The 24,742-nt window shown below is 66.3% G+C and carries 24 protein-coding genes; 15 read left to right on the forward strand and 9 right to left on the reverse strand.

Annotated elements, in window-relative coordinates; all coding sequences use genetic code 11:
* Window positions 1-106: 106 nt before the first annotated feature.
* From E8M01_RS14205 to E8M01_RS14225, 5 genes are read right to left on the reverse strand one after another with little or no spacing between them, the layout of a single operon-like run.
* Window positions 107-826: an ABC transporter ATP-binding protein gene (locus E8M01_RS14205; RefSeq protein ID WP_136960709.1), complete on the reverse strand. Its 720-nt coding sequence runs from the start codon at window positions 824-826 to the stop codon at window positions 107-109.
* Window positions 823-1,641, reverse strand: a complete 819-nt coding sequence (locus E8M01_RS14210) for an ABC transporter ATP-binding protein (RefSeq protein WP_136960710.1) — start codon at window positions 1,639-1,641, stop codon at window positions 823-825. The genes E8M01_RS14205 and E8M01_RS14210 overlap by 4 nt, the downstream gene beginning before the upstream one ends.
* Window positions 1,638-2,870, reverse strand: a complete 1,233-nt coding sequence (locus E8M01_RS14215; protein ID WP_215908888.1) for a branched-chain amino acid ABC transporter permease — start codon at window positions 2,868-2,870, stop codon at window positions 1,638-1,640. The genes E8M01_RS14210 and E8M01_RS14215 overlap by 4 nt, the downstream gene beginning before the upstream one ends.
* Window positions 2,867-3,778 (reverse strand): branched-chain amino acid ABC transporter permease, encoded by a 912-nt coding sequence (locus E8M01_RS14220; protein WP_136960711.1) that lies wholly within the window; start codon window positions 3,776-3,778, stop codon window positions 2,867-2,869. The genes E8M01_RS14215 and E8M01_RS14220 overlap by 4 nt, the downstream gene beginning before the upstream one ends.
* 34 nt (window positions 3,779-3,812) lie before the next feature.
* Complete coding sequence (locus E8M01_RS14225) at window positions 3,813-4,997, reverse strand: branched-chain amino acid ABC transporter substrate-binding protein (RefSeq protein WP_246088731.1); 1,185 nt, start codon at window positions 4,995-4,997, stop codon at window positions 3,813-3,815.
* A 316-nt stretch (window positions 4,998-5,313) separates the two neighbouring features.
* On the opposite strand from E8M01_RS14225, the gene E8M01_RS14230 reads away from it, so the two are divergent.
* The 12 genes from E8M01_RS14230 (at window position 5,314) to E8M01_RS14285 (ending at window position 16,785) form a co-directional block, all read left to right on the forward strand.
* On the forward strand, window positions 5,314-6,291 hold the full coding sequence (locus E8M01_RS14230; RefSeq protein ID WP_136960712.1) for a dipeptidase: 978 nt from the start codon (window positions 5,314-5,316) through the stop codon (window positions 6,289-6,291).
* 3 nt (window positions 6,292-6,294) lie between these two features.
* Window positions 6,295-6,834 carry a 4-vinyl reductase gene (locus E8M01_RS14235; RefSeq protein ID WP_136960713.1) on the forward strand — a complete coding sequence of 180 codons (540 nt, stop codon included), beginning with the start codon at window positions 6,295-6,297 and terminating at the stop codon, window positions 6,832-6,834.
* A 148-nt stretch (window positions 6,835-6,982) separates the two neighbouring features.
* On the forward strand, window positions 6,983-8,236 hold the full coding sequence (locus E8M01_RS14240; protein WP_136960714.1) for a sarcosine oxidase subunit beta family protein: 1,254 nt from the start codon (window positions 6,983-6,985) through the stop codon (window positions 8,234-8,236).
* Between the two features lie 20 nt (window positions 8,237-8,256).
* Window positions 8,257-8,559, forward strand: a complete 303-nt coding sequence (locus E8M01_RS14245) for a sarcosine oxidase subunit delta (RefSeq protein WP_136960715.1) — start codon at window positions 8,257-8,259, stop codon at window positions 8,557-8,559.
* The gene (locus tag E8M01_RS14250; RefSeq protein ID WP_136960716.1) at window positions 8,556-11,561 is read left to right on the forward strand and encodes a sarcosine oxidase subunit alpha; all 3,006 of its coding nucleotides are present in this window, start codon (window positions 8,556-8,558) and stop codon (window positions 11,559-11,561) included. The genes E8M01_RS14245 and E8M01_RS14250 overlap by 4 nt, the downstream gene beginning before the upstream one ends.
* Window positions 11,554-12,123 carry a sarcosine oxidase subunit gamma gene (locus E8M01_RS14255; protein WP_136960717.1) on the forward strand — a complete coding sequence of 190 codons (570 nt, stop codon included), beginning with the start codon at window positions 11,554-11,556 and terminating at the stop codon, window positions 12,121-12,123. Before E8M01_RS14250 ends, E8M01_RS14255 begins: the two co-directional genes overlap by 8 nt.
* A gap of 30 nt (window positions 12,124-12,153) precedes the next feature.
* The gene (locus E8M01_RS14260) at window positions 12,154-13,527 is read left to right on the forward strand and encodes an L-serine ammonia-lyase (RefSeq protein ID WP_136960718.1); all 1,374 of its coding nucleotides are present in this window, start codon (window positions 12,154-12,156) and stop codon (window positions 13,525-13,527) included.
* Window positions 13,528-13,537: 10 nt separating this feature from the next.
* The gene (gene glyA, locus E8M01_RS14265; protein ID WP_136960719.1) at window positions 13,538-14,824 is read left to right on the forward strand and encodes a serine hydroxymethyltransferase; all 1,287 of its coding nucleotides are present in this window, start codon (window positions 13,538-13,540) and stop codon (window positions 14,822-14,824) included.
* Window positions 14,825-14,934: 110 nt separating this feature from the next.
* The gene (locus E8M01_RS14270; protein ID WP_136960720.1) at window positions 14,935-15,342 is read left to right on the forward strand and encodes a DUF3024 domain-containing protein; all 408 of its coding nucleotides are present in this window, start codon (window positions 14,935-14,937) and stop codon (window positions 15,340-15,342) included.
* On the forward strand, window positions 15,343-15,657 hold the full coding sequence (locus E8M01_RS14275) for a hypothetical protein (protein WP_136960721.1): 315 nt from the start codon (window positions 15,343-15,345) through the stop codon (window positions 15,655-15,657). It abuts the gene before it with no gap.
* 269 nt (window positions 15,658-15,926) lie between these two features.
* Window positions 15,927-16,274: a type II toxin-antitoxin system TacA family antitoxin gene (locus tag E8M01_RS14280; protein WP_136960722.1), complete on the forward strand. Its 348-nt coding sequence runs from the start codon at window positions 15,927-15,929 to the stop codon at window positions 16,272-16,274.
* Window positions 16,264-16,785: a GNAT family N-acetyltransferase gene (locus tag E8M01_RS14285; RefSeq protein WP_246088733.1), complete on the forward strand. Its 522-nt coding sequence runs from the start codon at window positions 16,264-16,266 to the stop codon at window positions 16,783-16,785. Before E8M01_RS14280 ends, E8M01_RS14285 begins: the two co-directional genes overlap by 11 nt.
* Window positions 16,786-16,939: 154 nt before the next feature.
* Here the strand turns inward: E8M01_RS14285 and E8M01_RS14290 are convergent, their stop codons facing one another.
* The 4 genes from E8M01_RS14290 to E8M01_RS14310 all read right to left on the reverse strand — a co-directional run bounded on the left by E8M01_RS14290 (window position 16,940) and on the right by E8M01_RS14310 (window position 20,435).
* On the reverse strand, window positions 16,940-17,632 hold the full coding sequence (locus E8M01_RS14290; protein WP_136960724.1) for a glutathione S-transferase family protein: 693 nt from the start codon (window positions 17,630-17,632) through the stop codon (window positions 16,940-16,942).
* A gap of 31 nt (window positions 17,633-17,663) precedes the next feature.
* Entirely contained in the window at window positions 17,664-18,242 is a 579-nt protein-coding gene (locus E8M01_RS14295; protein ID WP_136960725.1) for a VOC family protein, read from the reverse strand.
* A 445-nt stretch (window positions 18,243-18,687) separates the two neighbouring features.
* Window positions 18,688-19,536 (reverse strand): hypothetical protein, encoded by an 849-nt coding sequence (locus E8M01_RS14305; protein WP_136960726.1) that lies wholly within the window; start codon window positions 19,534-19,536, stop codon window positions 18,688-18,690.
* Window positions 19,537-19,751: 215 nt separating this feature from the next.
* Entirely contained in the window at window positions 19,752-20,435 is a 684-nt protein-coding gene (locus tag E8M01_RS14310; protein ID WP_136960727.1) for an ankyrin repeat domain-containing protein, read from the reverse strand.
* Window positions 20,436-20,906: 471 nt separating this feature from the next.
* Between E8M01_RS14310 and E8M01_RS14315 the strand changes: the two genes are divergently transcribed.
* The 3 genes from E8M01_RS14315 (at window position 20,907) to E8M01_RS14325 (ending at window position 24,738) form a co-directional block, all read left to right on the forward strand.
* On the forward strand, window positions 20,907-22,613 hold the full coding sequence (locus E8M01_RS14315) for a methyl-accepting chemotaxis protein (protein WP_136960728.1): 1,707 nt from the start codon (window positions 20,907-20,909) through the stop codon (window positions 22,611-22,613).
* A 116-nt stretch (window positions 22,614-22,729) separates the two neighbouring features.
* Window positions 22,730-23,644 (forward strand): LysR family transcriptional regulator, encoded by a 915-nt coding sequence (locus tag E8M01_RS14320; RefSeq protein ID WP_170181899.1) that lies wholly within the window; start codon window positions 22,730-22,732, stop codon window positions 23,642-23,644.
* A 113-nt stretch (window positions 23,645-23,757) separates the two neighbouring features.
* Window positions 23,758-24,738, forward strand: coding sequence for an NAD(P)-dependent oxidoreductase (locus E8M01_RS14325; RefSeq protein WP_136960730.1), 981 nt, complete (start codon window positions 23,758-23,760; stop codon window positions 24,736-24,738).
* The last annotated feature ends 4 nt before the right edge of the window (window positions 24,739-24,742 follow it).

Consider the following 24,742-nt stretch of genomic DNA (forward strand, 5'->3'; position numbering starts at 1 on the left):
CCTCCGGAATGGCCGCGCTCGGGCGAGCCTATCAGTCCGGGAAACAACAGCAAGGATCGGGCCAATTATTCGGCCTCGACGAGGGGCGCCGCCAGCCGCCGGCGGGTCAATGGACACCGCCGAAATAGGCGCGCTGCACCTCGGCATCGGCCAAAAGCACCTCGGGTGTGCCGTGCACGGCGATCCGCCCTTGCGACAGCACATAACCGTAATGGGCGATCGCCAGCGTCTGGTTGACGTTCTGCTCGACCAGCAGGACGGTCACGCCGGTGTCGTTGATGCGCCGGATGACGTTGAAGTTCTCCTGGACGAACAGGGGCGACAGGCCGAGCGAGGGCTCGTCGACAACCAGCAGCTTCGGTTCGGTCATCAGGCCGCGGCCGATCGAGACCATGGCCTGTTCGCCGCCCGACATGGTGCCCGCCAATTGCCTGGCGCGTTCGCCGAGCCGCGGAAAGGTCTCGAACACCTTGTCCATGCGCATCCGGATCACCTTCTCGGAGGCCACCCGGTAGGCGCCGAGGCGCAGGTTCTCCTCCACCGTCATCTTGGCGAAGATGCGCCGTCCCTCGGGAATGCAGGCGATGCCGAGGCCGACGATCTCGTGGGTCTGCAGGGTGTCGAGCTTGTGGCCGTCGAAGGCGATCGAGCCGGCGCGTGGCGGCGTCAGGCGCAGGATCGAACGGATCAGCGTCGACTTGCCGGCGCCGTTCGACCCGAGGATGCAGGTGATGCGTCCGGGCGCCACCTCGATCGACAGGCCGGAGAGCACATCGGCCCGGTCATAGGCGGTGTAGACGTCCGTAACTGTCAGCCGGCCGGTCATGATTGCCCCAGATAGGCTTCGCGCACGACCGGGTCCGCGGCAACGTCGCGGAACCGGCCCTCGCAGATCTTCTTGCCGTAATTGAGCACCACGCAGCGGTCGGTGACCCGCTCGATCAGGCCCATTTCATGCTCGACGATGATGATGGTGAGATCGCCCAGCGAGCGGCGCACGCCCAGGATCTCGTCCATCAGCTGGTCGGTCTCGTCATGGGTCATGCCGGCGGAGGGTTCGTCGAGCAGCACCAGCTTCGGCCGGCCGACCAGGGCGCGGCAGATCTCGACCCGGCGGCGGTCGATCATGCCGAGCGAAATGGCCGGTTCGAACAGCTTGTCGGCCAGTGTCGGGCTGAACACATGCAAGAGCTCGCGCGCCTCGGCCGCCATGGTCCGGGCCTCGGTCGCGAAGGCCTTGCGGCGGAACAGGTTGTGCCAGAGCCCGCTGTCGAGGCGGCCCTGCGCGCCGAGCGCGATATTGTCGAACACCGACAAGGGCAGGCAGAGTCGCGAGCGCTGAAAGGTGCGGGCAAGCCCATGGGCCGACAGGTTCTGCGCCTGGGCGCGGGTGATGTCGACGCCGTCGAGGCGGATCGAGCCGGCGCTCGCCGCATAGACGCCGCTGACCACATTGAAGAAGGTCGTCTTGCCCGAACCGTTGGGGCCGATCAGCCCCAGCACTTCGCCGCGGCCGACATCGATGTCGAGTTCGTTGAGCGCCATGAGCCCGCCGAAGCGCACGGACAGGCCGCGGCATTCGAGCAATCTCGCCGGGCTCGCCGCGCTGGCCGGGTTGGCCTGTGCCTGATGCGCACTCATGACCGGGCCTCCAGGTTGAGCTTGCGCACCCGGCGCGCCACCAGCCCGTCGGGCCGGACGATCAGGATGACGATCACCAGCAGCGCGTAGAGCAGCAGCCGGTATTCCTGGATGAATTGCAGCTTCTCCGGCAGCAGCACCACGATGAGGGCTGCCGGCAGCACGCCCCAGCGGTTGCCGATGCCGCCGAGAATGACGATCGACACCATGACGAGCGAGTCGCCGAAGGTGAAATTGCTCGGCGCGATGAAGCCGGTCATCTTCGCATAGACCGCGCCCATCACGCCGGCCAGGAAATTGCCCAGCGTGAAGGCCAGGATCTTCCACCGACCGATCTTCAGGCCGAACACCGAGGCCGCGGTTTCGTCGAGCCGGACGGCATCGAACCAGATGCCGATCCAGGACCGGTCGATCAGGCCGGCCAGCATCATGGCGAGCGCCGCCAGCGCGCCGGTCAGCAGCACGTAATTGGCGTAGAACGAGATGGTGAAGCCGGCGATGTGCAGGTCCTCGGAAAAATCCCAGCCGAACAGGTTGATGCCGGGGATCTTCAGGCCCTGCGGCCCGCCGAGCAGTTCGTTGGCGTCGAGGAAGACGTTGAACATCACGCCGAAGGCCAGCGTCGTCAGCGCCGCGTAGTGGCCGCGCGTGCGCAGCACCGGCAGGATCAAGAGCGAGCCGATGGCAACCGCGACCAGTCCGCCGGTGACCAGCACGACGGGATCGGGCAGGCCGCCGGCCTGGCCGAGCATGGCGGCGGTATAACCGCCGGTGCCGACAAAGGCGGCGGCGGCGAAATTGGTCAGGCCGGCATAACCCATCTGGATGGTCAGGCCGACGCAGACGGTGGCATAGATCAGCACGGTTGAGAGCATCAGCAGGCCGAAATTGTCGTCCCTGAGCACGAACAGCACGGCGAGCGTCGCAGCCGTGATGAGGCCGCGCAGCAGCCAGGGGTGGTCGGCGGCGGCGGCCTCGGTCGCCGCCACGCCGCCGAAGCGGGCCGCGCCCAGGCAGATCGCGGCGATCGCCGCCAGCGCCAGGCCGAGCAGTTTCTGGTTCTCGATCAGCACCAGGACGGTCAGTGCTGTCGCCGCGAAGGCGACCGCCGCCACCAGCGGCCACCGATGGGCGCGCTGGCCGGACCGGGGCAAGGTGCCGGCGCCGGTGCGGACCGGGGAATCGCCGGCCAGTTGGCCGACGCGGCTCATGTCGGACAGATCGGTCATACCCGCTCGCTCCCCCGCTCGGCGAGCAGCCCGGTCGGCCGCCAGGTGATGAGCACGATGACCAGGACGAAGGCGAAGACGTTCTTGTAGTCGCTCATCGACGGGATCGCCGCGACCACGAAGGTCTGCAGGCCGGCGAACAGATAACCGCCGATGATGGCGCCCCAGATATTGCCGAGGCCGCCGACAATCGCCGCGCTGAAGCCGATGACCGCGAGCAGCAGGCCCATGCCGTAATTGATCTCGCTGTAATAGAGCCCGTAGATCGTGCCGGCGAAGCCGGCGGTGATCGATCCCAGCGCGAAGGTGAGCGGAATGACCCGCGCATAGTTGATGCCCATGGTCCGGGCCGTCTCGACATCCTCGGCCACCGCCCGCATGGCGAGGCCGAAGCGCGTGCGGTTGATGATCCAATGCACCACCGCGATCGAGGCGATGCCGGCGACCATCAGGATCAGCCCGTCATTGCGGACGAAGACATTGCCGAGGTTGAAGCCGCCCGAGGGCAGCAGTTCGGGAAAGCGCTGCGGATTCGTGCCGTTCGGAAAGAACAGCCGGATCGCCTCGCGAATGAGGGTGCCGACCATCATGGTCATCAAGAGCATGTTGAGCGGCGGCGCATTGCGCAGCGGCATGATCAGGAAATGCGAGATGCCGGCGCCGACCACGGCCGACAGCAGCATGGCCGCCGCGAATACCGCGATCAGCTGGATGCCGACCGGCAATCCCAGCGCATGGGTCGCCCAGGCGGCGACCAGGCCGCCGAAGGCGCCGAGCGTCAGCACGTCGCCATGGGAGAACTTGATGACGTTCATCACCCCGAAGAAGATGGTGAACCCCATGGCCACCAGGCCATAGATTGTTCCCTGCATCAGGCCGTTGAGCAGGTGTTGGCCGATCATGCCCATGGGAGCGTCCTTCGCTTCAGATGTCCCACGGGGCTCAGGGCAGGTTTTTCAGCTTGCGCTTGCCGCTGGCATATTCGCTGTCTTCCCAGACCACCCACTTGCCGTCCTGCACGACATATTTGGTGGTGAGCGGCGTGATGTTCTGCCCGTGATCGTCGAAATTGATCGGGCCGACGATGGACGGGCGGTCCTTCACGTCGCCGAGCGCGGCGGTCACCTTGGCGCGGTCCGGGCCGGTCTTCTCGATGGTCTCCAGCACCAGCCGGGTCGCCACATAGGCGAAGGGGCCATAGGCTTCCGGCGGATCGCGATAGCCGGCGGCGGCGTAATTGTCGGTGAAGAACTTGCCGCCCGGCATGCGCGAGATCGGCGGGCTGTCGAAGAAGGTCAGCGTGCCCTCGGCAAGCTCCGGCCCGACCGCTGCGATGAAGGCATCGCCCATGATGCCGGAATTGCCCTCGAACTGGGCGACGATGCCGAGCTTCTCCATTTGCGTGCGCAGGCGCGCGCCGAGCGGCGTCAGGCCGCCGAAATAGATCACCTCGGGTTTCAGTTCCTTGATCTTGGTCAGCTCGGCGGAAAGATCCTGCTGGTCCGGCGGCACGGCGAAGGTGCCGAGGATCTCGTTGCCGTTCTCCAGAGTGAACTGGGCGAAGTACTTGTTCATCGACTTGCCGTAGTCGGTGGAGTCGACGAAGGAGACGAACTTCCTGTAGCCGCGCTCCCTCATGAACTGCGCGCCGACCCGGTTCTGGCCGATCAGGATGCCGCTGACCCGGTGCACCTCGGGATATTTCCTGGCATAGGTGATCTCCGGCAGCACCGCCGCCCAGACCACCATCGGCAGCTTGAAGCGGTTGAAGATGTCGACCGTGGCGATCGCGGTCGCCGAGCAATAATGCGGGATCGCCGCGATGATCGAGCGGTCGGAGGCGATCTTGGTCACCACCTGCACGCCGACATTCGGTTTGCACTCGTCGTCGAGCACCACCAGCTCATAATCGTATTTGGTCGTCGGATCGGCGTTCATCAGCTTGACCGCAAGCTCGGCTGAATTGCGTCCGCCGATGCCGTGCGGCGACAAGGCGCCGGTCAGCGGCCCGACAAAGGCGATCTTGACCTTGTCTTTCGCATAAGCCTGGTCGGCACCGCCGCGGGCGAGCTGCAGCACGCCGGATGCTGCAAGCGCGGTGAAGGTCCGCTTCGTCATCGTCGCCATGGTTCATCTCCGGAAGTTATTGTTCTCCTCGAACGTTAGGCGGCGGGCGAAATGCCAAGCTAGGACGCATGGGCGCTCGGGCTTGAACGAATGCGTCATCTCCGATCGGGCGCGCGGCGAGAAGATTGCCGCTGCGCGCCGCGCCTGTCCCAGTGTCATGGCGCAATCGTCCTATCGGCTTTGGCTGCTCCGGCCGAACAATCGGACCATTCCAAGTCGGACTGTTCCAAGTCGGATCATTCGAAATCGAGCCGCATGGGACGGGCTGCGCGCGCAGCCACCGCCGATGCCGGAGCCAGCAAGAAGGAAAAAGGCCATGTCCTCGGATCTGCACCAGAAGTCTGTTGTCATCGATGGCCTGATCATTTCCGATTTCGGCCGGCCGGTGTTCGAGGACATGCGGCGGGGCGGCCTGACCGCTGCCAACTGCACCTGCTGCGTCTGGGAAGGCTTCACCGAGACCATGCGCAACGTGATGCGCTGGAAAGCCTGGTTCCGCGAGCATGGCGACATCATCAGCCAGATCTACACCACGGCCGACATCCTGAAGGCCAAGGCCGAGGGCAAGACCGGCATCATCCTCGGCTGGCAGAACATCACCGGCATCGAGGACCAGATCGGCTATCTCGGCCTGTTCAAGGAACTCGGCATCGGCATCATTCAGATGGCCTATAACACCCAGAACCTGGTCGGCACCGGCTGTTATGAATCCAAGGACGGCGGCCTGTCCGATTTCGGCCGCGAGGTGGTCGCCGAGATGAACCGGCTCGGCATCCTCTGCGACCTCTCCCATGTCGGGGCCCAGACCAGCACGGATGTCATCCTCGCCTCCAAGCAGCCGGTCGCCTATTCGCACTGCCTGCCGGCCGGCCTGAAGGCGCATCCGCGCAACAAGACCGACGAGCAGCTGAAATTCATCGTCGATCACGGCGGTTTCGTTGGCGTCACCATGTTCCCGCCCTTCCTGAAGCGCGGGCCGGCAGCCAATGTCGACGATTATGTCGAGGCGATCGAATATGTCATCGACATCTGCGGCGAGGCCAATGTCGGCATCGGCACCGACTTCACGCAAGGCTACGGCCAGGAATTCTTCGACTGGATCACCCATGACAAGGGTTATGCCCGTCGCCTGACCAATTTCGGCGAGGTCATCAACCCCGAGGGTCTGCGCACCATCGGCGACTGGCCGAACCTGACCGAGGCCATGGAGCGTCGCGGCTGGTCGACCGGCCGCATCGAGGCGGTCATCGGCAAGAACTGGTTCAACCTCCTGCACAATGTCTGGGGAGCCTGAGCCATGGGCAAGCCCGCGATCGACATCGAGGTCGACGATGCCACCGGCCGCTGGTCGGTCGACGCGCTGCCGATGATCCTGGTGCCGCAGCACTTCTTCCTGAACAACCACTATGCCGTCGAGGCGGCGCTGGGCCCTGACAAGCTCGAGGAAATCCTGCGTCCGGCCGGCCACCGCTCGGCCTATTTCTGGTGCGAGAAGGAAGCCGCCCATCACGGCATGGGCGGCGTCGAGGTGTTCCACCACTATATGCGGCGGATCACCCAGCGCGGCTGGGGCCAGTTCGAGGTGCTCGACCTGACCCCCGAGGCCGGCACGGCCCATGTCCGCCTGAACAATTCCGCCATGGTCGACGAGGCGCACCGGCACAGCGGCCGCAAGGTTTGCTACATGTTCGCGGCCTGGCTCGAAGGCTCGCTCGAATATGTCGCGGCCAATGCCGGCCGCAAGCAGCGGCTGACGGCGCGCGAGGTCTATTGCGCGGCCGAAGGCCAGCACGATCACTGCCTGTTCGAGGTCGTGCCGCAATCGCCGCAATCCTGAGGCCGGAGCGGGCTTGAACGAAACGGCCGCCGGTCGGATCGACATGTCGCTTCCGTTCCAGCGCCAAGGCCGTCTCGTGCTCGCGCGAAGGCGGTGCGCCAGGCAAGCATGGTCTCAGCCAAGATCCATCCTCACCGGAACCGCTCCGATGCAGAATTATTCGGCCTTGTCCCTGTTCCGCCGCGCGCTCGGCGGCCATGCCGGCTGGCAGCGGCAATGGCGCTCGCCGGAGCCGAAGGCCGAATATGACGTCGTCATCGTCGGCGCCGGCGGCCACGGCCTGGCCTGCGCCTATTATCTTGCCAAGCAACACGGCATCACCAATGTCGCGGTGGTCGAGCGCGGCTGGCTCGGCGGCGGCAATACCGGCCGCAACACCACGATCATCCGCTCCAACTACCTGTTCGACGAGAGCGCGGCGCTCTACGAGCACGCACTGAAGCTGTGGGAAGGCCTGTCGCAGGACCTGAACTACAACGTCATGTACTCGCCACGCGGCGTGCTGATGCTCGCCCATAACATTCACGACGTGCAGAGCTTCAGGCGCCATGTCCATGCCAACCGGCTGAACGGCATCGACAATGAGTGGCTGACGACGGAAGAGTGCAAGGAATTCTGCCCGGCGCTCAATATCGGTTCGGGCATGCGCTATCCGATCCTCGGCGGCGCGCTGCAGCGGCGCGGCGGCACGGCGCGGCACGATGCGGTCGCCTGGGGTTATGCCCGCGGCGCCGATGCGCGCGGCGTCGACATCATCGAGAATTGCGAGGTCACCGGCATCCGGCGCGGTCCCGGCGGCGCGGTCGAAGGCGTCGAGACCAGCCGCGGCTTCATCCGGACGAAGAAGGTCGGCGTCTCCGCCGCCGGCCATACCAGCGTCGTCATGGACCGGGCCGGCGTTCGCCTGCCGCTGGAAAGCTATCCGCTGCAGGCGCTGGTGTCCGAACCGGTCAAGCCGGCCTTTCCCTGCGTGGTCATGTCCAACACCATCCACGCCTATATCTCGCAGTCGGACAAGGGCGAGATGGTCATCGGCGCCGGCACCGACGCCTATACCTCCTATTCGCAGCGCGGCGCGCTGCACATCACCACCCATACGCTGGACGCCATCTGCGAGCTCGTGCCGATGTTCCGCCGGCTTCGCATGCTGCGCAACTGGGGCGGCATCGTCGACGTCACCCCGGATCGCTCGCCGATCATCGCCAAGACGCCGGTGCCCGGCCTCTACGTCAATTGCGGCTGGGGCACCGGCGGCTTCAAGGCGACGCCGGGCGCGGGCCATGTCTTTGCCTGGACCATCGCCCGGGACGAGCCGCATCCGATCAATGCGCCTTTCACCATCGAACGCTTCCGCGACGGCGTCCTCATCGACGAGGCCGCCGCCGCCGCCGTCGCCCACTGAGCGCTGGAGTTCGAGCCATCATGCTTCTCATCACCTGCCCCTATTGCGGCCAGCGCCCCGAGACCGAGTTCGCTTATGGCGGCGAGGCTCACATCGCGCGGCCCGTCGACCCGATGAGCCTCGACGACGAGGCCTGGGCGAGCTTCCTCTACATGCGCGCCAATCCGAAGGGCGAGCATGCCGAGCGCTGGCGCCATGCCCATGGCTGCGGCCGCTTCTTCAACGTGCTGCGCGACACGGTGAGCGATGCGATCGCCGCCACCTATCCGGCCGGCACACCACGGCCCGGGCCGGATGCCGCATCCGAGGAGGCCGGCCGATGAACGCGCCTTTCCGCCTGCCCTCCGGCGGCCGCATCGATCGCGGCAGGCCGATCCGGTTCAGCTTCGACGGCCGGACCTATCAGGGTTTTGCCGGCGATACGCTGGCCTCGGCGCTGATCGCCAACGGCGTCCACCTGGTCGGCCGGTCGTTCAAATATCACCGGCCGCGCGGCATCATGACGGCGGGCTCGGACGAACCCAATGCGCTGGTCGGCATTGGCGCGGACGAGGCGCGCTATACTCCCAACCTGCGCGCCACCCAGGTCGAGCTCCATGACGGCCTGGTCGCCGAGAGCCAGAACCGCTGGCCCTCGCTCGGCTTCGATCTGGGCGCCGCCAATGAGCTGGTCTCGGCCTTCCTGCCGGCCGGTTTCTACTACAAGACCTTCATGTGGCCGCGGGCCGCCTGGAAAAAGCTCTACGAGCCGATGATCCGCCGGGCCGCCGGCCTCGGGCGGGCGCCGACCAGGCCCGATGCCGACCGCTATACCCAGGTCCATGCCCATTGCGACGTGCTGGTGGTCGGTTCGGGCCCGGCCGGTCTCGCCGCAGCACTCGCCGCGGCCAAGGCCGGCGCCAAGGTCATCCTCTGCGACGAACAGGCGGAACTCGGCGGCTCGCTGCTGTCCGAGACCGCGGCGACGATCGATGGCCGCTCCGCTGCCGGCTGGCTCACCGAAACGCTCGCCGATCTCGCCGGGCGCGCCAATGTCACGCTGATGCCGCGGACCACCGCCTTCGGCTGGTATCCGCATAATTTCCTCGGGCTCAGCGAGCGCGTCACCGATCATCTCGCCAGCGCCGATCCGAAACTGCCGCGCGAACGGCTCTGGCAGCTGCGCGCCAGGGAAGTGGTGCTGGCGACGGGTGCCATCGAGCGGCCGCTGGCCTTCCCCGACAATGACCGGCCGGGCGTGATGATGGCGGAAGCCGCCCGCACCTACGCCAATCGTTACGGCGTCAAGCCGGGCGACCGGGCCGTGGTCTTCACCGCCTGCGACAGCGCCTATCGCGCCGCCCTCGATCTCAAGGCCGCCGGTGTCACCATCGCTGTCATCGCCGACCTCAGACCGGCGCCGGCGGGGCCCTGGGTCGCGCGCGCCAAGGCCGCCGGCATCGACGTGCGCGCCGCCACCGTGGTCACCGGAACCGGCGGGCGCCTGCGCGTCGCGTCCGCAAGCCTTGCCCGGCTCGGCGCGGGCGGCCGCCTCGGCCAGTCCGAGACCATCGCCTGCGATCTCGTGCTGATGTCCGGCGGCTTCACGCCGAGCGTCCACCTGTTCTCGCAATCACGCGGCAAGCTCGTCTATGACGAGGCGCTGCAGGCCTATCTGCCCGGCGCCTCGGCCGAGCGCGAGCGATCGGCCGGCGCCTGTCGCGGCCTCTACGATCTCGACCGGGTGCTGGCCGACGGCTTTGCCGGCGGAACCGCCGCGGCCGCGGCCGCGGGATTTGGCGACAGCGGCCAGCAGGTTTTTGCCGTCGAAGCCGAAAGCACCGGGACCGACGGGTTCATCGGCGCGACCCCGCATGGCCGCGATCCGCTGAAGACGCGCGCCTGGATCGATTTCCAGAACGACGTGACCGAGAAGGACGTCAGGCTGGCGACCCGCGAGGGCTTCCGTTCGATCGAGCACGTCAAGCGCTACACCACGACCGGCATGGCCACCGACCAGGGCAAGACCTCGAACATGAATGCGCTGGGTGTCGTCTCGGATGCCTTGAAGCTGCCGGTGCCGAAGATCGGCCTGACCACCTTCCGGCCGCCCTATACGCCGACCACTTTCGGCATTTTCGCCGGGCAGTCGCGCGGCGAGCTGTTCGATCCGGTGCGCCGCACGGCGATCCATGGCTGGGCCGAAGCCGAGGGCGCGGCCTTCGAGGAAGTCAGCCTGTGGAAACGCGCCCACTATTTCCCGCGCCCCGGCGAGGACATGCATCAGGCGGTGGCGCGCGAATGCCTGGCGGTGCGCCGCGCGGTCGGCATTTTTGATGCGTCCACGCTCGGCAAGATCGAGATCGTCGGCGCCGACGCCGCCGAGTTCATGAACCGCATGTACACCAATGCCTGGACCAAGCTGGAGCCCGGCCGGCTGCGCTATGGCGTGATGCTGCGCGAGGACGGCTTCGTCATGGATGACGGTGTGGTCGGCCGCATGGCGCCCGACCGCTTCCACGTCACCACCACGACCGGCGGCGCCGCCCGCGTGCTGGCCATGATGGAGGACTATCTCCAGACCGAATGGCCCGATCTCGACGTCTGGCTGACCTCGACGACCGAGCAATGGGCGGTCATCGCGGTGCAGGGGCCGAACGCCCGCGAGGTGCTGGAGCCGCTGGTCGAGGGCATCGATCTCTCACGCGAGGCCATGCCGCATATGAGCGTGCGCGAGGGTCGGATCTGTGGCGTGCCGACCCGCCTGTTTCGCGTCTCCTTCACCGGCGAACTCGGCTTCGAGGTCAATGTGCCGGCCGGTCACGGCCGCGCGGTCTGGGAGGCCATCGTCGCCGAAGGCAAGCCCCATGGCATCACGCCTTATGGCACCGAGACCATGCATGTGCTGCGCGCCGAGAAGGGTTTTATCATTGTCGGCCAGGAGACCGACGGCACGGTGACCCCTGACGACGCCGGTCTCGGCTGGGCGATCGGCAAGGCGAAGAAGGATTTCGTCGGCAAACGATCGCTCGCCCGCCCCGCCATGATCCGCGACGACCGCAAGCAGCTGGTCGGGCTTCTGACCGTCGATCCCAAGTGTGTGCTGGAAGAGGGCGCGCAGATCGTCGCCGATGCCAACCAGCCGATCCCGATGACCATGATCGGCCACGTCACCTCGTCCTATTGGAGCGCGACGCTCGACCGCTCCATTGCGCTGGCCTTGCTGCGCGGCGGCCGGGCGCGCATGGGCCAGCGCCTGTCGGTGCCGATGCCGGGCGGGCCGATCACCGTCGAAGTGGTCGAGCCGGTGTTCTACGACGCCAAAGGAGAGCGCCTCGATGCTTGACCAATCGACGCTGCGTGCCGGTGCGCTCGATCACCTGGCCACCGGCGCCCGGGTCATTCCGGCCGCCATGCTCGACGTGCTGCCGGATGCGGCGAAACTGGTGTTCCGCGGCCGTCCCCCGGCGGTGGCCACGGCGGACCAGGCCTTCGGCCTCGCCTTGCCGCGCGAGGCTTGCCGTTTCAACGCCAAGGGCGGCCGCACGGCCTTCTGGCTCGGCCCGGACGAATGGCTGTTGCAGGCGGCCGGCGAAGATCCGGCGGTGCTGTTCGACGGCCTCGGCCAGGCGCTCCTGGGCGCGCGCCATTCGCTCGTCGATGTCAGCCACCGCTCGGATGCCTTCAGCCTGTCCGGCTCGAAAAGCGCCTATGTGCTGAACCATGGCTGCCCGCTCGACCTGTCGGCCGCGGCCTTCCCGGTCGGCATGTGCACGCGCACGCTGATCGGCAAGGCGACGGTCATGCTGTCGCGGCCGGAGCCTGATAGGTTCCATGTCGATGTCTGGCGCTCCTTCGCACCCTATGTCTGGCAATTGCTGGACGAGGCGCGCGGTGAACTCGTCTGACGGCTCTTTCTCCAGACAGCGGGCAGCACGATGATCGGCGTCTTCGAGTTGTTCAAGATCGGCATCGGTCCGTCATCTTCGCATACGGTCGGCCCGATGAAGGCGGCGGCCGCCTTCGCCGCGGCGGTGGCGGCCGCGGGCCTGTTGCCGCGCGTCGCCCGGGTGCGCGCCGACCTCTTCGGTTCGCTGGCCTGGACCGGCAAGGGCCATGGCACCGACAAGGCGGTGATCCTGGGGCTGGCGGGCGAAGCGCCCGATACCATCGACCCAGACGCCGCCGACGGCATTGTCTTGAGCGTTCGCGAAAAGCATGAGCTGCGCTTTGCCGGCCGCCGGGCCATCCGTTTCGATGCGGTAAGCGACATCGTCTTCGACGGGGTCGGCGCCACGCCGCAGCATCCCAACACTTTGGCCTTCACCGTGCTGGACGCCGCGGGCGTGGAGCTGGCGAGCGAACGCTGGTGCTCGGTCGGCGGCGGCTTCGTCATCCGCGAGGAGGCGATCGGCGAACCGCAGGTCGAAACCGGCGGGCCGATCCCTTTTCCCTTCCGTTCGGGCCGGGACCTCTTGGCGCTGGGGGCCGGCGCCGGCCTGTCGATCGCCGAGATGGTCATGGCCAATGAGGTCAGCCGGCGTCCGGCCGCCGAGGTCGAGCACTATCTCGACCGGGTCGCCAGCGTCATGATGGCCTGCATCGATCGCGGCATGGTGACCGAGGGCGAATTGCCCGGTGGCCTGCATGTCCGGCGCCGCGCGCCCGCGCTCAAGCGCAAGCTCGACGCCGCCGCCGGTTCCAACGCGCGCTCGCCGCATGAGGTGATGGACTGGCTCAGCCTCTATGCCATTGCCGTCAACGAGGAAAATGCCGCCGGCAGCCGGGTCGTCACGGCGCCGACCAATGGCGCGGCCGGCATCGTGCCGGCGGCGCTGCGTTATTATCGCGACCATTGCCGTGGCGCCGATGCCGAGGGCATCAGGCGCTTCCTTTTGACCGCCGCCGCGATCGGCGCGCTGTTCAAGATGAACGCCTCGATCTCCGGCGCCGAGGTCGGCTGCCAGGGCGAGGTCGGCGTGGCCTGTTCCATGGCCGCGGCGGGCCTCGCGGCGGTGCTCGGCGGCTCCAACGAGCAGATCGAGAATGCCGCCGAAATCGGCATGGAACATCATCTCGGCATGACCTGCGATCCGATCGGCGGGCTGGTGCAGGTGCCCTGCATCGAACGCAACGCCTTCGGAACGGTTAGCGCCATCAACGCGGCTTCGCTGGCTTTGCAGGGCGACGGCACCCATGTCGTCTCGCTCGACAAGGTCATCGTCACCATGCGGGAAACCGGCCGCGACATGCAGTCGAAATACAAGGAGACCTCGCTTGGAGGTCTCGCCGTCAATCTCGCCGAATGCTGAAGGGACCGCCATGACCAGGATCGAACGTGCCAGCTTCTTCAGCGCCGACATCGCGCAAGCTGATCCCGCCATCGCCGAGGCCATCGCCAGCGAACTCGGCCGGCAGCGCGACGAGATCGAGCTGATCGCCTCGGAGAACATCGTCTCTCATGCCGTGCTGCAGGCGCAGGGCTCGGTGCTGACCAACAAATATGCCGAGGGTTATCCGGGCCGCCGTTATTACGGCGGCTGCCAGTTCGTCGACATCGCCGAGGAGATCGCCATAGCGCGCGCCAAAGAGCTGTTCGGCTGCGGTTTCGCCAACGTCCAGCCGAATTCCGGCAGCCAGGCCAACCAGGCGGTGTTCATGGCGCTGATGCAGCCGGGCGACACCTTCATGGGGCTCGACCTCGCCGCCGGCGGCCATCTCACCCATGGCGCCAAGCCGAACATGTCGGGCAAATGGTTCAACGTCGTCAGTTATGGCGTCAGGCCGGACGACCAGCTCATCGACATGGAGATGGTCGAGTGCCTGGCCCATGAGCACCGGCCCAAGGTCATCGTCGCCGGCGGCTCGGCCTATTCGCGCTTCTGGGATTTCGCCGGCTTCCGCCGGATCGCCGACGCGGTCGGCGCCTCGCTCTTCGTCGACATGGCGCATTTCGCCGGGCTGGTGGCGGGCGGCGTCCATCCCTCGCCCTTCCCGCATGCCCATGTCGTCACCTCGACCACCCACAAGACCTTGCGCGGGCCGCGCGGCGGGCTGATCCTGACCAATGACGAGGCGCTGGCGAAGAAGCTGAATTCGGCGATCTTCCCCGGCCTTCAGGGCGGTCCGCTGATGCATGTGATCGCCGCCAAGGCGGTGGCCTTCGGCGAGGCGCTGACGCCGGCCTTCCGCCGTTATGCCGGCGATGTCGTCGACAATGCCCGGGTGCTGGCGGCAACCCTGAGCGAAGCCGGTTATGCCATCGTCTCCGGTGGCACCGACAACCACCTGATGCTGGTCGATCTCAGCGCCAAGGGCTTGAACGGCAAGATCGCCGAGGCGGCGCTCGGCCGTGCCCATATCACCTGCAACAAGAACGGCATTCCCTTCGATCCGGAAAAGCCGACCGTCACCTCGGGCATTCGCCTGGGTAGCGCGGCGGCCACCACGCGCGGCTTCGGCACGGCGGAGTTCGCGGCCGTCGGCCAGCTGATCGCCGAGGTGCTGGACGCGGTTGCGATCTCCAATGACGGCACCGCCTCGGGCGCGGAAGCCGCGGTCAGGGCCAAGGTGGCCGACCTGACCAGGGCCTTCCCGATCTACGGCTGAGCGACGCCAGACGTCAGGTCGCATTCCGCCTGAGGGGACTTGACGGACCTGCCGGCTTCTCACTCTTCTTGTGCGCGCGAGAATCAAGGCCACTGGCAGGGACGAGGTCCATGGCGGGACGGCAGTCGACGTGGAGTTCCGGCAAGCCGAGGCCGGCGCCATTGGCCGGTCCGGAGAAGGATCGGATCATCGCGGCCTGCGAAGGCTTCATCCGCGATGTCCTGAAGCCGCGCTTTCTGCCGGCAATCCGCCCGACGGAATTCAATTATTGCGTCGACATTTTCGGCAAATGGGCCGGTGGGCGCTATCGCTTCATCCAGCTCTACCGGTCCGGTTTTGTCGAGAACCTTGGAGACGAATTCGAAGCACCCTTCGCGCGGCTCGACTATATGGGTCCGGGCCGCTTCGATATCCAATGGATGCGCCATACCGGGAAATGGTGGCCGCTCTATGCCGGCCTGAGCTTGAGCCGCGCCCTCGCCGCGCTCGAAAGCGACGAGCTTCTCCATCCGATCTGAATGCGCGCCGCCGCGAAAAAGGCCGCCGCAGATCAGAAGCGCCGGGACGCTGAGGCCGCAAAGGCCCGCCGCGCGAGGCTTGATGCCCTGGCGCAGCAAGGCGAGGCCGTGTGGCACCAGGTGCAAGCCGAAATTACCCGCTCCAACGGTCCAGCCTATGACAGGGCCGCGGCCACGCTCCTCGACCTCAAGACTTTGGCCGAGGAGCGCGGAACCGCGACCGATTTCCATCGTCGCCTCGCCGGGCTCGTCGAGCAGCACGCGCGAAAGCAGAGGTTCATCGAGAGGCTACGTCAGCACGATCTGGGTACCTGAGCTTAGGTCGTCGGCCCTGTTCGCGAGAAATTCCGATTGTCGGGACGATTTCGGGTGCTGTAGTGGCGGGTAGGGCGAAGGCGGCGGCGCCGGTCGCTGACTGCCGCTCTTGGCGTTGACGATTGAAGCCGAATGGCGGAAACGCACCTTTGACGGGGTCTCGACGCGGCCGGAAGCGTGGCCCGGATGGCAATGCGCAGGCTCGCCATCGGCCCGTCCAATCCGGTCGGCGTGTTGACAATGTAGATACGTTTTATCATATTGCGCCCATGATCAAAGGTCGCTCATCCTCTTCGGAAATCTTGCACCCCGAGACCGTAGCGGTTGCGGAACGGCCTCCGGCTGCCGAGCCCAAGGGCAGCATCAATCTGCGCATCGAGGCAAACACCCGTCAGCTCATCGACGATGCGGCGGCGATCCTGGGCAAGACGCGCACCGAGTTCATGATCGATAGCGCCCGCTCGCGAGCGATCGACGTGCTGCTGGACCAGCGTCTGTTTGTGCTCGATTCCGAGCGCTACGACGCCTTCATCCATGCGCTCGACAATCCCCCGGCTCCTGGACCCAAGCTACGCGCGCTGCTGCGTCGAGTTCCGGCATGGCAACGTGACGCTTGATCCTGCGTCTCCGTACACGAAGCTCTCTGTCCCGGTCCCGCTGACGGCGAGCCATGATCTTGCGGATTTCGATTGCGGCGAGGCGGCCTTGAACGATTGGCTCACGCAGCGCGCGCTGAAAAACGAGAGCCGGTTCTCCCGGACCTATGTTGTTTGCGATGGGAGCAAGGTCGTTGCTTACTTCTGCATCGCCGCCGGCGCGGTAGGGCGGATGAGTGCGCCTGGCAAGGTCCGGCGCAATGCGCCCGACACGATTCCAGTGTCGGTGATCGGACGGCTGGCCGTAAGCCGCGCCTATGCCGGTCGTGGACTGGGTGCCGACATCCTGTCGGACGCGCTGCGCCGCATCGCCGTCGCATCCCAGAGCATCGGGATCGGTGCCGTGCTGGTGCAGGCCAAGGACGACGATGCGAAGCGCTTCTACATGGCCTGCGCAGAGTTCAACGAATACCCGGCCGAGAGCCGCACACTATTTCTGCCTATCGAAACGGTGATCGCGGCCTTTGGCTGAAAGGTTATCAAGTCAGAACGCGCGCTAACATTGTTCGAGCGCATCGGTCGAGGGGGTGCCCAATCAGGCCGTGGCCCTGAAAGAGATCCTTGAGAGCCCGTGAGGGCGGGATCGCGCCACGCCTGATCGATACGCTTCGCGGTCGCGTTGAGCGCTATTTCTTCTGGGACTCGACATAAGCGATATAGCCGCGCACATCGGCGGCCGGTTCGGCATAGGCGCCGCCGAGCGATGTCTCCATCGCCGTCACATAGGTCTTGGCCCAATCCGGCAGCGCATAGTCGATCGCGGCGAGAAATTCGAGCGTCGCCGCAAGCCTGATGTCGGCGATCGACGGCTTGGCCCCGCCGATGAACGGCTTGTCGTCCAGGTAGAACGCGTGGAAGACCTCCAGCGGTTCGGCGAGAGCCTCGGCGGCCGCCTGACGCGCCTTCTCCTTGGTCCCGGCATCGGCATCGCCGTGGCCGACTTCGCCTGGATATTGCGGGAAGCCGAGGGCGGGATAAGTGGCCCGCGCGAGATAGGGATAGAAGGTGCCGATCAGGTAGAACATGGCACTGTCGATCATCGCGCGTCTGGCCGGATCTTTCGGGTAAAACGCCTCGAGCCCGTGCTTGTTGCAGAGATACTGCATGATCGCGCAGCTCTCCCACAAAGCGCCCTTGGGCAAATCATCGGCTTCGATCATCGGCGTCAGATGCGACGGACACCGCGCCAGGTAGTCGGGCGTGCGCGTCTGGCCGTAGACGTCGTTTTCGGTGAAATCCAGGCCCGCGGCCCGCACGAAGACGCGAACGGCCATGTTGTTGACGCTGGGCTTGATCACATTGAGCTTGATGGCAGGCATGATCGTCCTCCCTTTGATCGCTTTTCCCGGTTCAGTACGGATTCTTCGGTTCCCGATCGCCCGACAGCGTCGGTCGGGTCGCCATCAGCGCCTCGATCGCATCGGCCAGATGCACCTCGGCGATGTTGTAGTCGCCGCGCGCAACCCTGATCTTGTGGGCTTCCATCAAGACGTCGGCATGGCCAAGGCCCGCCGGCGGCTCGAAACGGTAGGAGGCGAGCTCGATCAGCAATCCGAGCGGGTCTTCGAAATAGATCGAATCCATGAAGCCGCGGTCCTTCACGCCGCTATGCCTGATCTTGCGTTCGTCCAGACGGGCGACGGCCTGCAGGAACGTCACCCGCGAGACGGCGAAGGCGATGTGATGGACGCAGCCGATATCCGTCGGCGTCCGCTGAGTGTCGGGTTTGCGGGCTTCATCGGTGAAGACCGTGATGAGCCGGCCGTCGCCCGGATCGAAATAGAGATGGCTTTCGGCCGGCTTGTCGAGGTTCGGCTGCTCGAAAACGAAGGGCATGCCGAGCACGCCTTCCCAGAAGTCGATGGACGTCTGCCGGTTCGCGCCGACCAGCGTGATGTGGTGGACCCCTTGCGACTGAAGTTTTCGCATCGCCGTCCTCGCCCGCTATCCTCGAGCGTCAAGGCTACACCAGTTTCGACTTCTATTCGCGGGGCTGAATCGTCCGCCAGGGCACACGGCCTACTCGCGCCGAAACGGCAAACACATGGCAGCCGCTGGCCGGCCATGCAGCCAGCGACGACGCGATCGGCTCGCCCGTCATAGGTCGGTCGATAACGCCCAGCCTGACCGGACGAGGGCGTGACATGGCACTCGGTGAGATGCCTGAGGGCCGTTGTCGCGCGCCCTGCTCCTCGAGCAGCCGGGCGATCTCGCGATAACCCCTTTGCCGGGCATGCTTGAGCGGCGTCACGCCGTCGCGGTCGGCGATATTGGGATCGGCGCCGGCGGCCAGCAGCGGGCCGACGATCGCGACATCCAGCCGGCGCTGGCCGAAATGGACATCGCCAGGCGCGGCGCGGGCTGTGACATCCGGTCAGTTGCCGGCGTTCGCGTTCCAGGCGACGACCACCGTTCGATAGGACTTCAGCGTGCCGAGCGTCTTTTCGGCGTAGCCGCCCTTGCCCATGGGATCCATGACGAAGACCGTGGCGGCATCGGCATTGTCGCCCGTCTCGGCAACTCCGTAGACGACCATGCAATGCGAGGAATGGCCGCTGTCGAGGCACATCCACAGCCGGCCGCGGGCGCTGATCTTTTCGAAGAAATAGTTGAAGCTGAGAGTATGACCGGGCTTGACCTCATGCGCCATGTCGAGGTCTTCAAGCATGAATTTGAGATTCCGCTTGGTTGCCGCCTCGCGCTCCTCGGTGGTAAGCGGCTGTCCCTTTTTCCGCTCCATGGCGGCGATCGCACGTTCGGCGTTCGGCTCCTGGGCGCCGGTATCAGGGTTCGTGGCGTAAAGCCGTTTCAGCTCGCTCTGCGGGTGTGGATCAAGGAGCGCGGCGAGATAGGAATCCATGGCCGCCGCCCAACACAGCCAGGAGAGAGTCTGGCCGACCTTTGGCGGCTCGCGCTTGATGATCCGCTTGCCAACGACGAAGACATTCATCTGGGCCCAGGGCGCCGGTCCGAGCATGGCATGGATCTTGACCGAGCCCTTGGTCAATGCCGCGAGAGTGAAGCAGCGGGTATGATCGATCTGCGGATAGTCCCACAAGCCGGAGCGGGAAACGACGCCATCCGGAGTGATCTTGGGTGTGAGTTGCGCGCCTCCCGGACCGCCGCCCCACAGGGCAATGATCCGCTTGTCGCCAATCTTCATGTAGAGGTCGACCTCGTTATAGTTTTCCGACTCGTCGTACGGATTGAAAAAATGGGCCATGCGGACCTCCGGGTCCTCCTGGGCCTGTGCTTGTTGCCTCGCCGGCCCGAGCAGATCAACAACAGTTATCGGCGTCCGGCCAGGATTTGGCCGGGTTGCTGTGCACCAGAATTGCAGCTCCTAAGATATCACAAGGGTCGCCGATTTCATCCCCTCGCGATGGCCGGCCGGCCGACGGCATGACATGGCACTCGGTGAGATGCCCGAGGGCGGCGTTATCGCGCGCCCTTCTCCTCGAGCAGCCGGGCGATCTCGCGATAGCCCCTTTGCCGGGCGTGCTTGAGCGGCGTCACGCCGTCGCGGTCGGCGATATTGGGATTGGCGCCGGCGGCCAGCAGCAGGCCGACGATCGCGATATGGCGCGGGCCGCCGTCGGACAGGATGATCGCCTCGATCAGGCCGGTCCAGCCGAGCCGGTTGACATGGTCGACGGCGACGCCGGCGCGGATCAGCTCGGCGACGGTCTCGACATGGCCGCGTTCGCAGGCCGGGATCAGCGCCGTGCCGCCGAAGCGGTTGGTGCTTTTCAGATCCGCGCCGTGGGCGAGCGTCAGCTTCAGGATCTCGAGATGGCCCCTGGCGCCGGCATAAAGATAGGGACTGTCCTGAATGCCATCCTTGGCATTGACGTTGGCGCCGGCCGCGATCAGCGCGCTGGCCACCGCGACATGGTTGCCATGGGTGGCGGCGAGCAGGGCGGTCGCGTCATTGTGGCCGCGCGCGTCGACCCGGGCGCCCTGGCCGATGAGCCGCTGGACGGCGGCAAGGTCGCCGGCTTCGGCCGCCTGGAAGAGTTGCCGGTCGAGCGCCGCATTGGCGGCATTGGCTGACGGTGCCGACATGCTGAGCGCTCCGAAGGCGATGAGGCCGATCAGCATCCGGGTTCTGGTCAGCATCATCGCATGGGTCCCGTGGGTGGTGGCCGCGGCATTTTGCCGTTCGCCGACAGCTAGAAGCGATCGCGGCCGGTGACAAGCCGCCATGCGGCGTCATCGATGCCGGCCATCACCGGTTACGGCCCGGTCGGGCCAAGTCTTCAGGTATCGCGGTACGGCAGTTTGTCGCCCTTGCCTCAGGGTTTCGCCCCGGCGACGGTCGCCGAAAATATGGCGAGACTGTGTCATTTTGCGCGAATGCTCGCAGGAATCCCTGCAACGTCGACGTTTGCATGGTATATCTATTTGATGGAACTGGAATAGGCTGCCTAAATTTTCATCGAAATGAAATATACTTAAAATACAGTTTTGGAAAGAATGCGGCTCCTTCACGTCACGTTAACGATCTTCTTGTTAGCCCAGAAGTAACGGCGTGCGCCTTGGCCAGGCGTCCATTGCATCGTGCCATGAACTGGGCTGCTGGAGTGTCCTTGAATGTCGTTGCTCGCGCGTTTCCGCATTTTGACCAAGGTTTTGTCGATCGTCGGCTTTCTGTCGCTGATCGCCTGCGTGGTCGCCGGCCTCGGCATCAGCTCGCTGAAGTCGCTGAGCGACGCGACCGATGTCATGGAGGCGGCATCCGGCGGCGCACTGGGCGTCACCCGCCTCGGCTCGATCGTCCTGTCGCTGAACCGCGCCGAATTCCGCGTTGCCGGCGATCCGCGGCCGCAGGTGCTTCAGGAGATCCGCAAGCCTCTGGAGGAGGACCTCGCCCGGTTCCGCCAGCGCCTGGCCGAGACCCGGCGCGGCCTGGGCGCCGAAGACATGGCGGCGCTGGGTGAGATCGAGGCGACGTTCGAGGCCTACCAGAAGGAATTGCAGAGCACGCTCGCCGTCGCCGCCGCGGTGCGCAATTTCCAGGCTTCGGAAGAAATGCAGCGCCTGCAGAGCGAAGCCATGGCGAGCCAGGCGGTGGCTGAGAGACTGCGTCTTGCGGTCCGCGCCCTCGGCGACAAGCTCGATGCCCGCGTCGCCGCCGTGTCGCGCGCGGCGACCGCCGAGTATCAGCGCTCCTCCGCCATCTTGACCACGATTGCCGGCGTCGGCATCGCGCTGGGCCTGGCCTTCGGTTTCCTGGTCGGCCAGTTCGGCATTGCCCGGCCGATCCGCTCCATCGTCACGATCCTGCAGCGTCTCGCCGGCGGCGACTATGCCGCCACGGTAACCGGTGCGGAACGGCGCGACGAGGTTGGCGACGTCGCCAAGGCAGCCCTGGTGTTCAAGGACAATGGCCTGGACAAGATCCGCCTGGAGCAGGAACAGGAGCGCGCCAAGGCGCAGAGCGAAGCCGACAAGCGCGTCGCCATGGCCGAACTGGCCGATGGCTTCGAAAGGGCGGTCGGCGGCATCGTCGAGGCGGTCTCGTCCGCCTCGACCGAACTGCAAGCCGCGGCCCAGACCATGACCGCCTCGGCGGAAGAGACCTCGGCCCAGTCGCTGGCGGTGGCGAGCGCTTCGGAGGAGGCCTCGACCAATGTCCAGACGGTGGCGACCGCTGCCGAGGAACTGTCGATTTCGGTCCTGGAGATCAGCCGGCAGGTCAGCGATTCCGCCAGCATCGCCACGCAAGCCGCGGGCGACGCCGACGCGACCGCCGAGAAGATGCGCCGCCTGTCGGTGGCGGCCCAGAAGATCGGCGATATCGTTGGCCTGATCAGCAATATTGCCGGCCAGACCAACCTGCTCGCGCTCAACGCGACGATCGAGGCGGCGCGCGCCGGCGAAGCCGGCCGGGGTTTCGCGGTGGTCGCCTCCGAGGTCAAGGCGCTGGCCGACCAGACCGCCAAGGCGACCGCCGAGATCAGCACCCAGGTCGCCGATATCCAGGCCTCGACCGCCGAATCGGAAGCGGCCATCCAAGGCATTACCGGCGTGATCCAGCGGATCAACGACACCGCCAGTTCGATCGCGGCGGCGGTCGAGGAGCAGGGCGCGGCGACCCAGGAAATCGCCCGCAATGTCGCCCAGGCCTCGGCCGGCACCTCGGAGGTTTCGGCCAATATTGCCGGGGTCACCCAGGCCGCGGCCGAATCCAGCGCCGCCTCCAGCCAGGTGCTGGCATCGGCCTCCGATCTGTCCCGCCAGTCGGAAATGCTGCGGGGCGAGCTCCACAAATTCCTGGAAAACGTCCGCGCCGCCTGATCCGCGGTGCTGGCTCCCATATGAATTGAAACGTATTCTCGGATCGATCGATCAGTTCTATGCATCTGCCGCGTCGCGCCCCGACATCAGGGCCCGGCGCGGCGGGAGCTTTTGTGATGCGCATCGACTTTCTGGGGCTGGAGGCTTTCGTCGCGATCGCCGAGCGCGGCAGTTTCAACCGGGCAGCCGCCCATCTGAACCTGTCGCAGACGGCGCTGAGCCATCGCATGAAGAAGCTCGAGGACGATCTCGGCGTCCGGCTGCTCACCCGCACCACCCGCCAGGTGACGCTGACGCCGGCCGGCCTCGAACTTTTGCCGAAGGCGCAGGGCGTGATGGCCGAGCTGACCTCCTCCTTCGTGGCGCTGCGCGATCGCGGCCGGCAGCGGCTGGAGCGCATTGCCATCGGCTGCCTGCCGACCATTGCGGTCGCCTATCTGCCCGCCGTGCTGGCGGCCTTCCGGCGGGTTCATCCGCAGGTCGGCGTCCGGGTCTATGACAATTCCGCCACCGAGATCGCCGAGCATGTCCAGGCTGGCCGCGCCGAATTCGGCCTGACCATTGTCGCCGCCAACCGCTGGGACCTGGAAATCCGGCCACTGCTGAAGGAGCCCTTCATGCTGGTTTGCCCGGACGGGCATGCGCTGGCCAGGGAGGCGGCGGTCAACTGGTCGGCGCTCGAAGGCGTGCCGCTGGTGCGCATCGCGCCGCATACCGGCAACCGGGTGCTGATCGACGACGCGCTCGGCTCGCGCCGGGAGAACCTCGACTGGCGTTACGAGGTGCAGCATGTCGCCACCGCGGTCAGCATGGTGCGCGCCGGCATTGGCCTCACCATCGTGCCGCGCCTGGCGCTCGGCACCGTCGACCCGGCTGGCGTCACCGCGTTGTCGCTGCGCAATCCCGGCGTCACCCGCACGCTCGGCATCGTCTCCAAACATGGCATTCCGCCGTCGCCGCCGGCGGCGGCCTTGCTTGAGCTGATCGTGACGCAGCTACGCGAGAGCGCCAGGGCTGCGGCCGATAGCTGAGCCAGTTGAGAGAGTCCTGCCAAAACTCTCATTTGATTCATGGGTCGGCTTTCGCTTCTGTGTCGCCAGGTGATGTCCAGGCCGGGCAGCTCCTGCGAGCGGGCGAGGTTTGATTGACCAATAGGCTGTCTTTGGCGCTGATCGGTTTCGGCGAGGTTGGCCAGACCTTCGCGCGGCAATGGCTGGCGCGTGGCGATATCGCGGTCGCGGCCTATGACATCCTGTTCGCCAATGCCGACAGGGCGGCCACCCATCGCGCGGTCGCCGGCGACATCGGGGTCAAGGCCGCGGCCTCCGCTGCGCTCGCCGCCGCCGGCGCCGACATCGTCGTCTCGGCGGTGACCGCTTCCGCGGTGCTCGACGTCGCCGCCGAGGCCGCCGCCTTCCTCAAGCCCGGCCAGATCTTCTTCGACGTCAATTCGGCCTCGCCCACCACCAAGCGGCGTGCCGCCGAACGCGTCCAGGCGACCGGCGCCCACTACGTCGAGGGCGCGGTGATGGCCCCCGTCGCGCCCTATGGCATTCGCGTGCCGATCCTCGCCGGCGGCCCCGAAGCCGAGCATGTCGCGGGCCGGCTCAACGCCATTGGCATGGATGTCACGGCGGTCGCCACCGAGCACGGCCGGGCTTCGGCGATGAAGCTTTGCCGGTCGATCATGATCAAGGGCATCGAGGCCCTGATCGTCGAAAGCGCTGCTTCAGCCAAGGCATGGAGTGTCGAGGCCGAGGTGTTCGGCAGCCTGACCGAAACCTTCCCGTCGATCGACTGGCCGGCGCTCGCCGCCAGCATGGCCGAGCGGGTCGCACGGCATGGCGTCAGGCGTGCCGCCGAAATGCGCGAGGCGGCCGAGATGGTCGCCGATCTCGGCATCGATCCGGCGCTCTGCCGGGCGGTCGCCGATGCGCAAGAGCGCGGAGCGCGTCTTGCTGAGGACCGGCGCGGAGCGCGTCTTGCCGAGGACCGGCGCGGAGCGCGTCTTGCCGAGGACCGGCGCGGAGCGCGTCTTGCCGGAGACCAGCGCGGAGCGCGTCTTGCTGAGGACCGGCGCGGAGCGCGTCTTGCCGGAGACCAGCGGGGTGCCAAGCCGAAATGAGCAC

Origin of the sequence: Phreatobacter stygius, assembly GCF_005144885.1 — a bacterium.
In the GTDB taxonomy this organism is placed as follows: domain Bacteria; phylum Pseudomonadota; class Alphaproteobacteria; order Rhizobiales; family Phreatobacteraceae; genus Phreatobacter; species Phreatobacter stygius.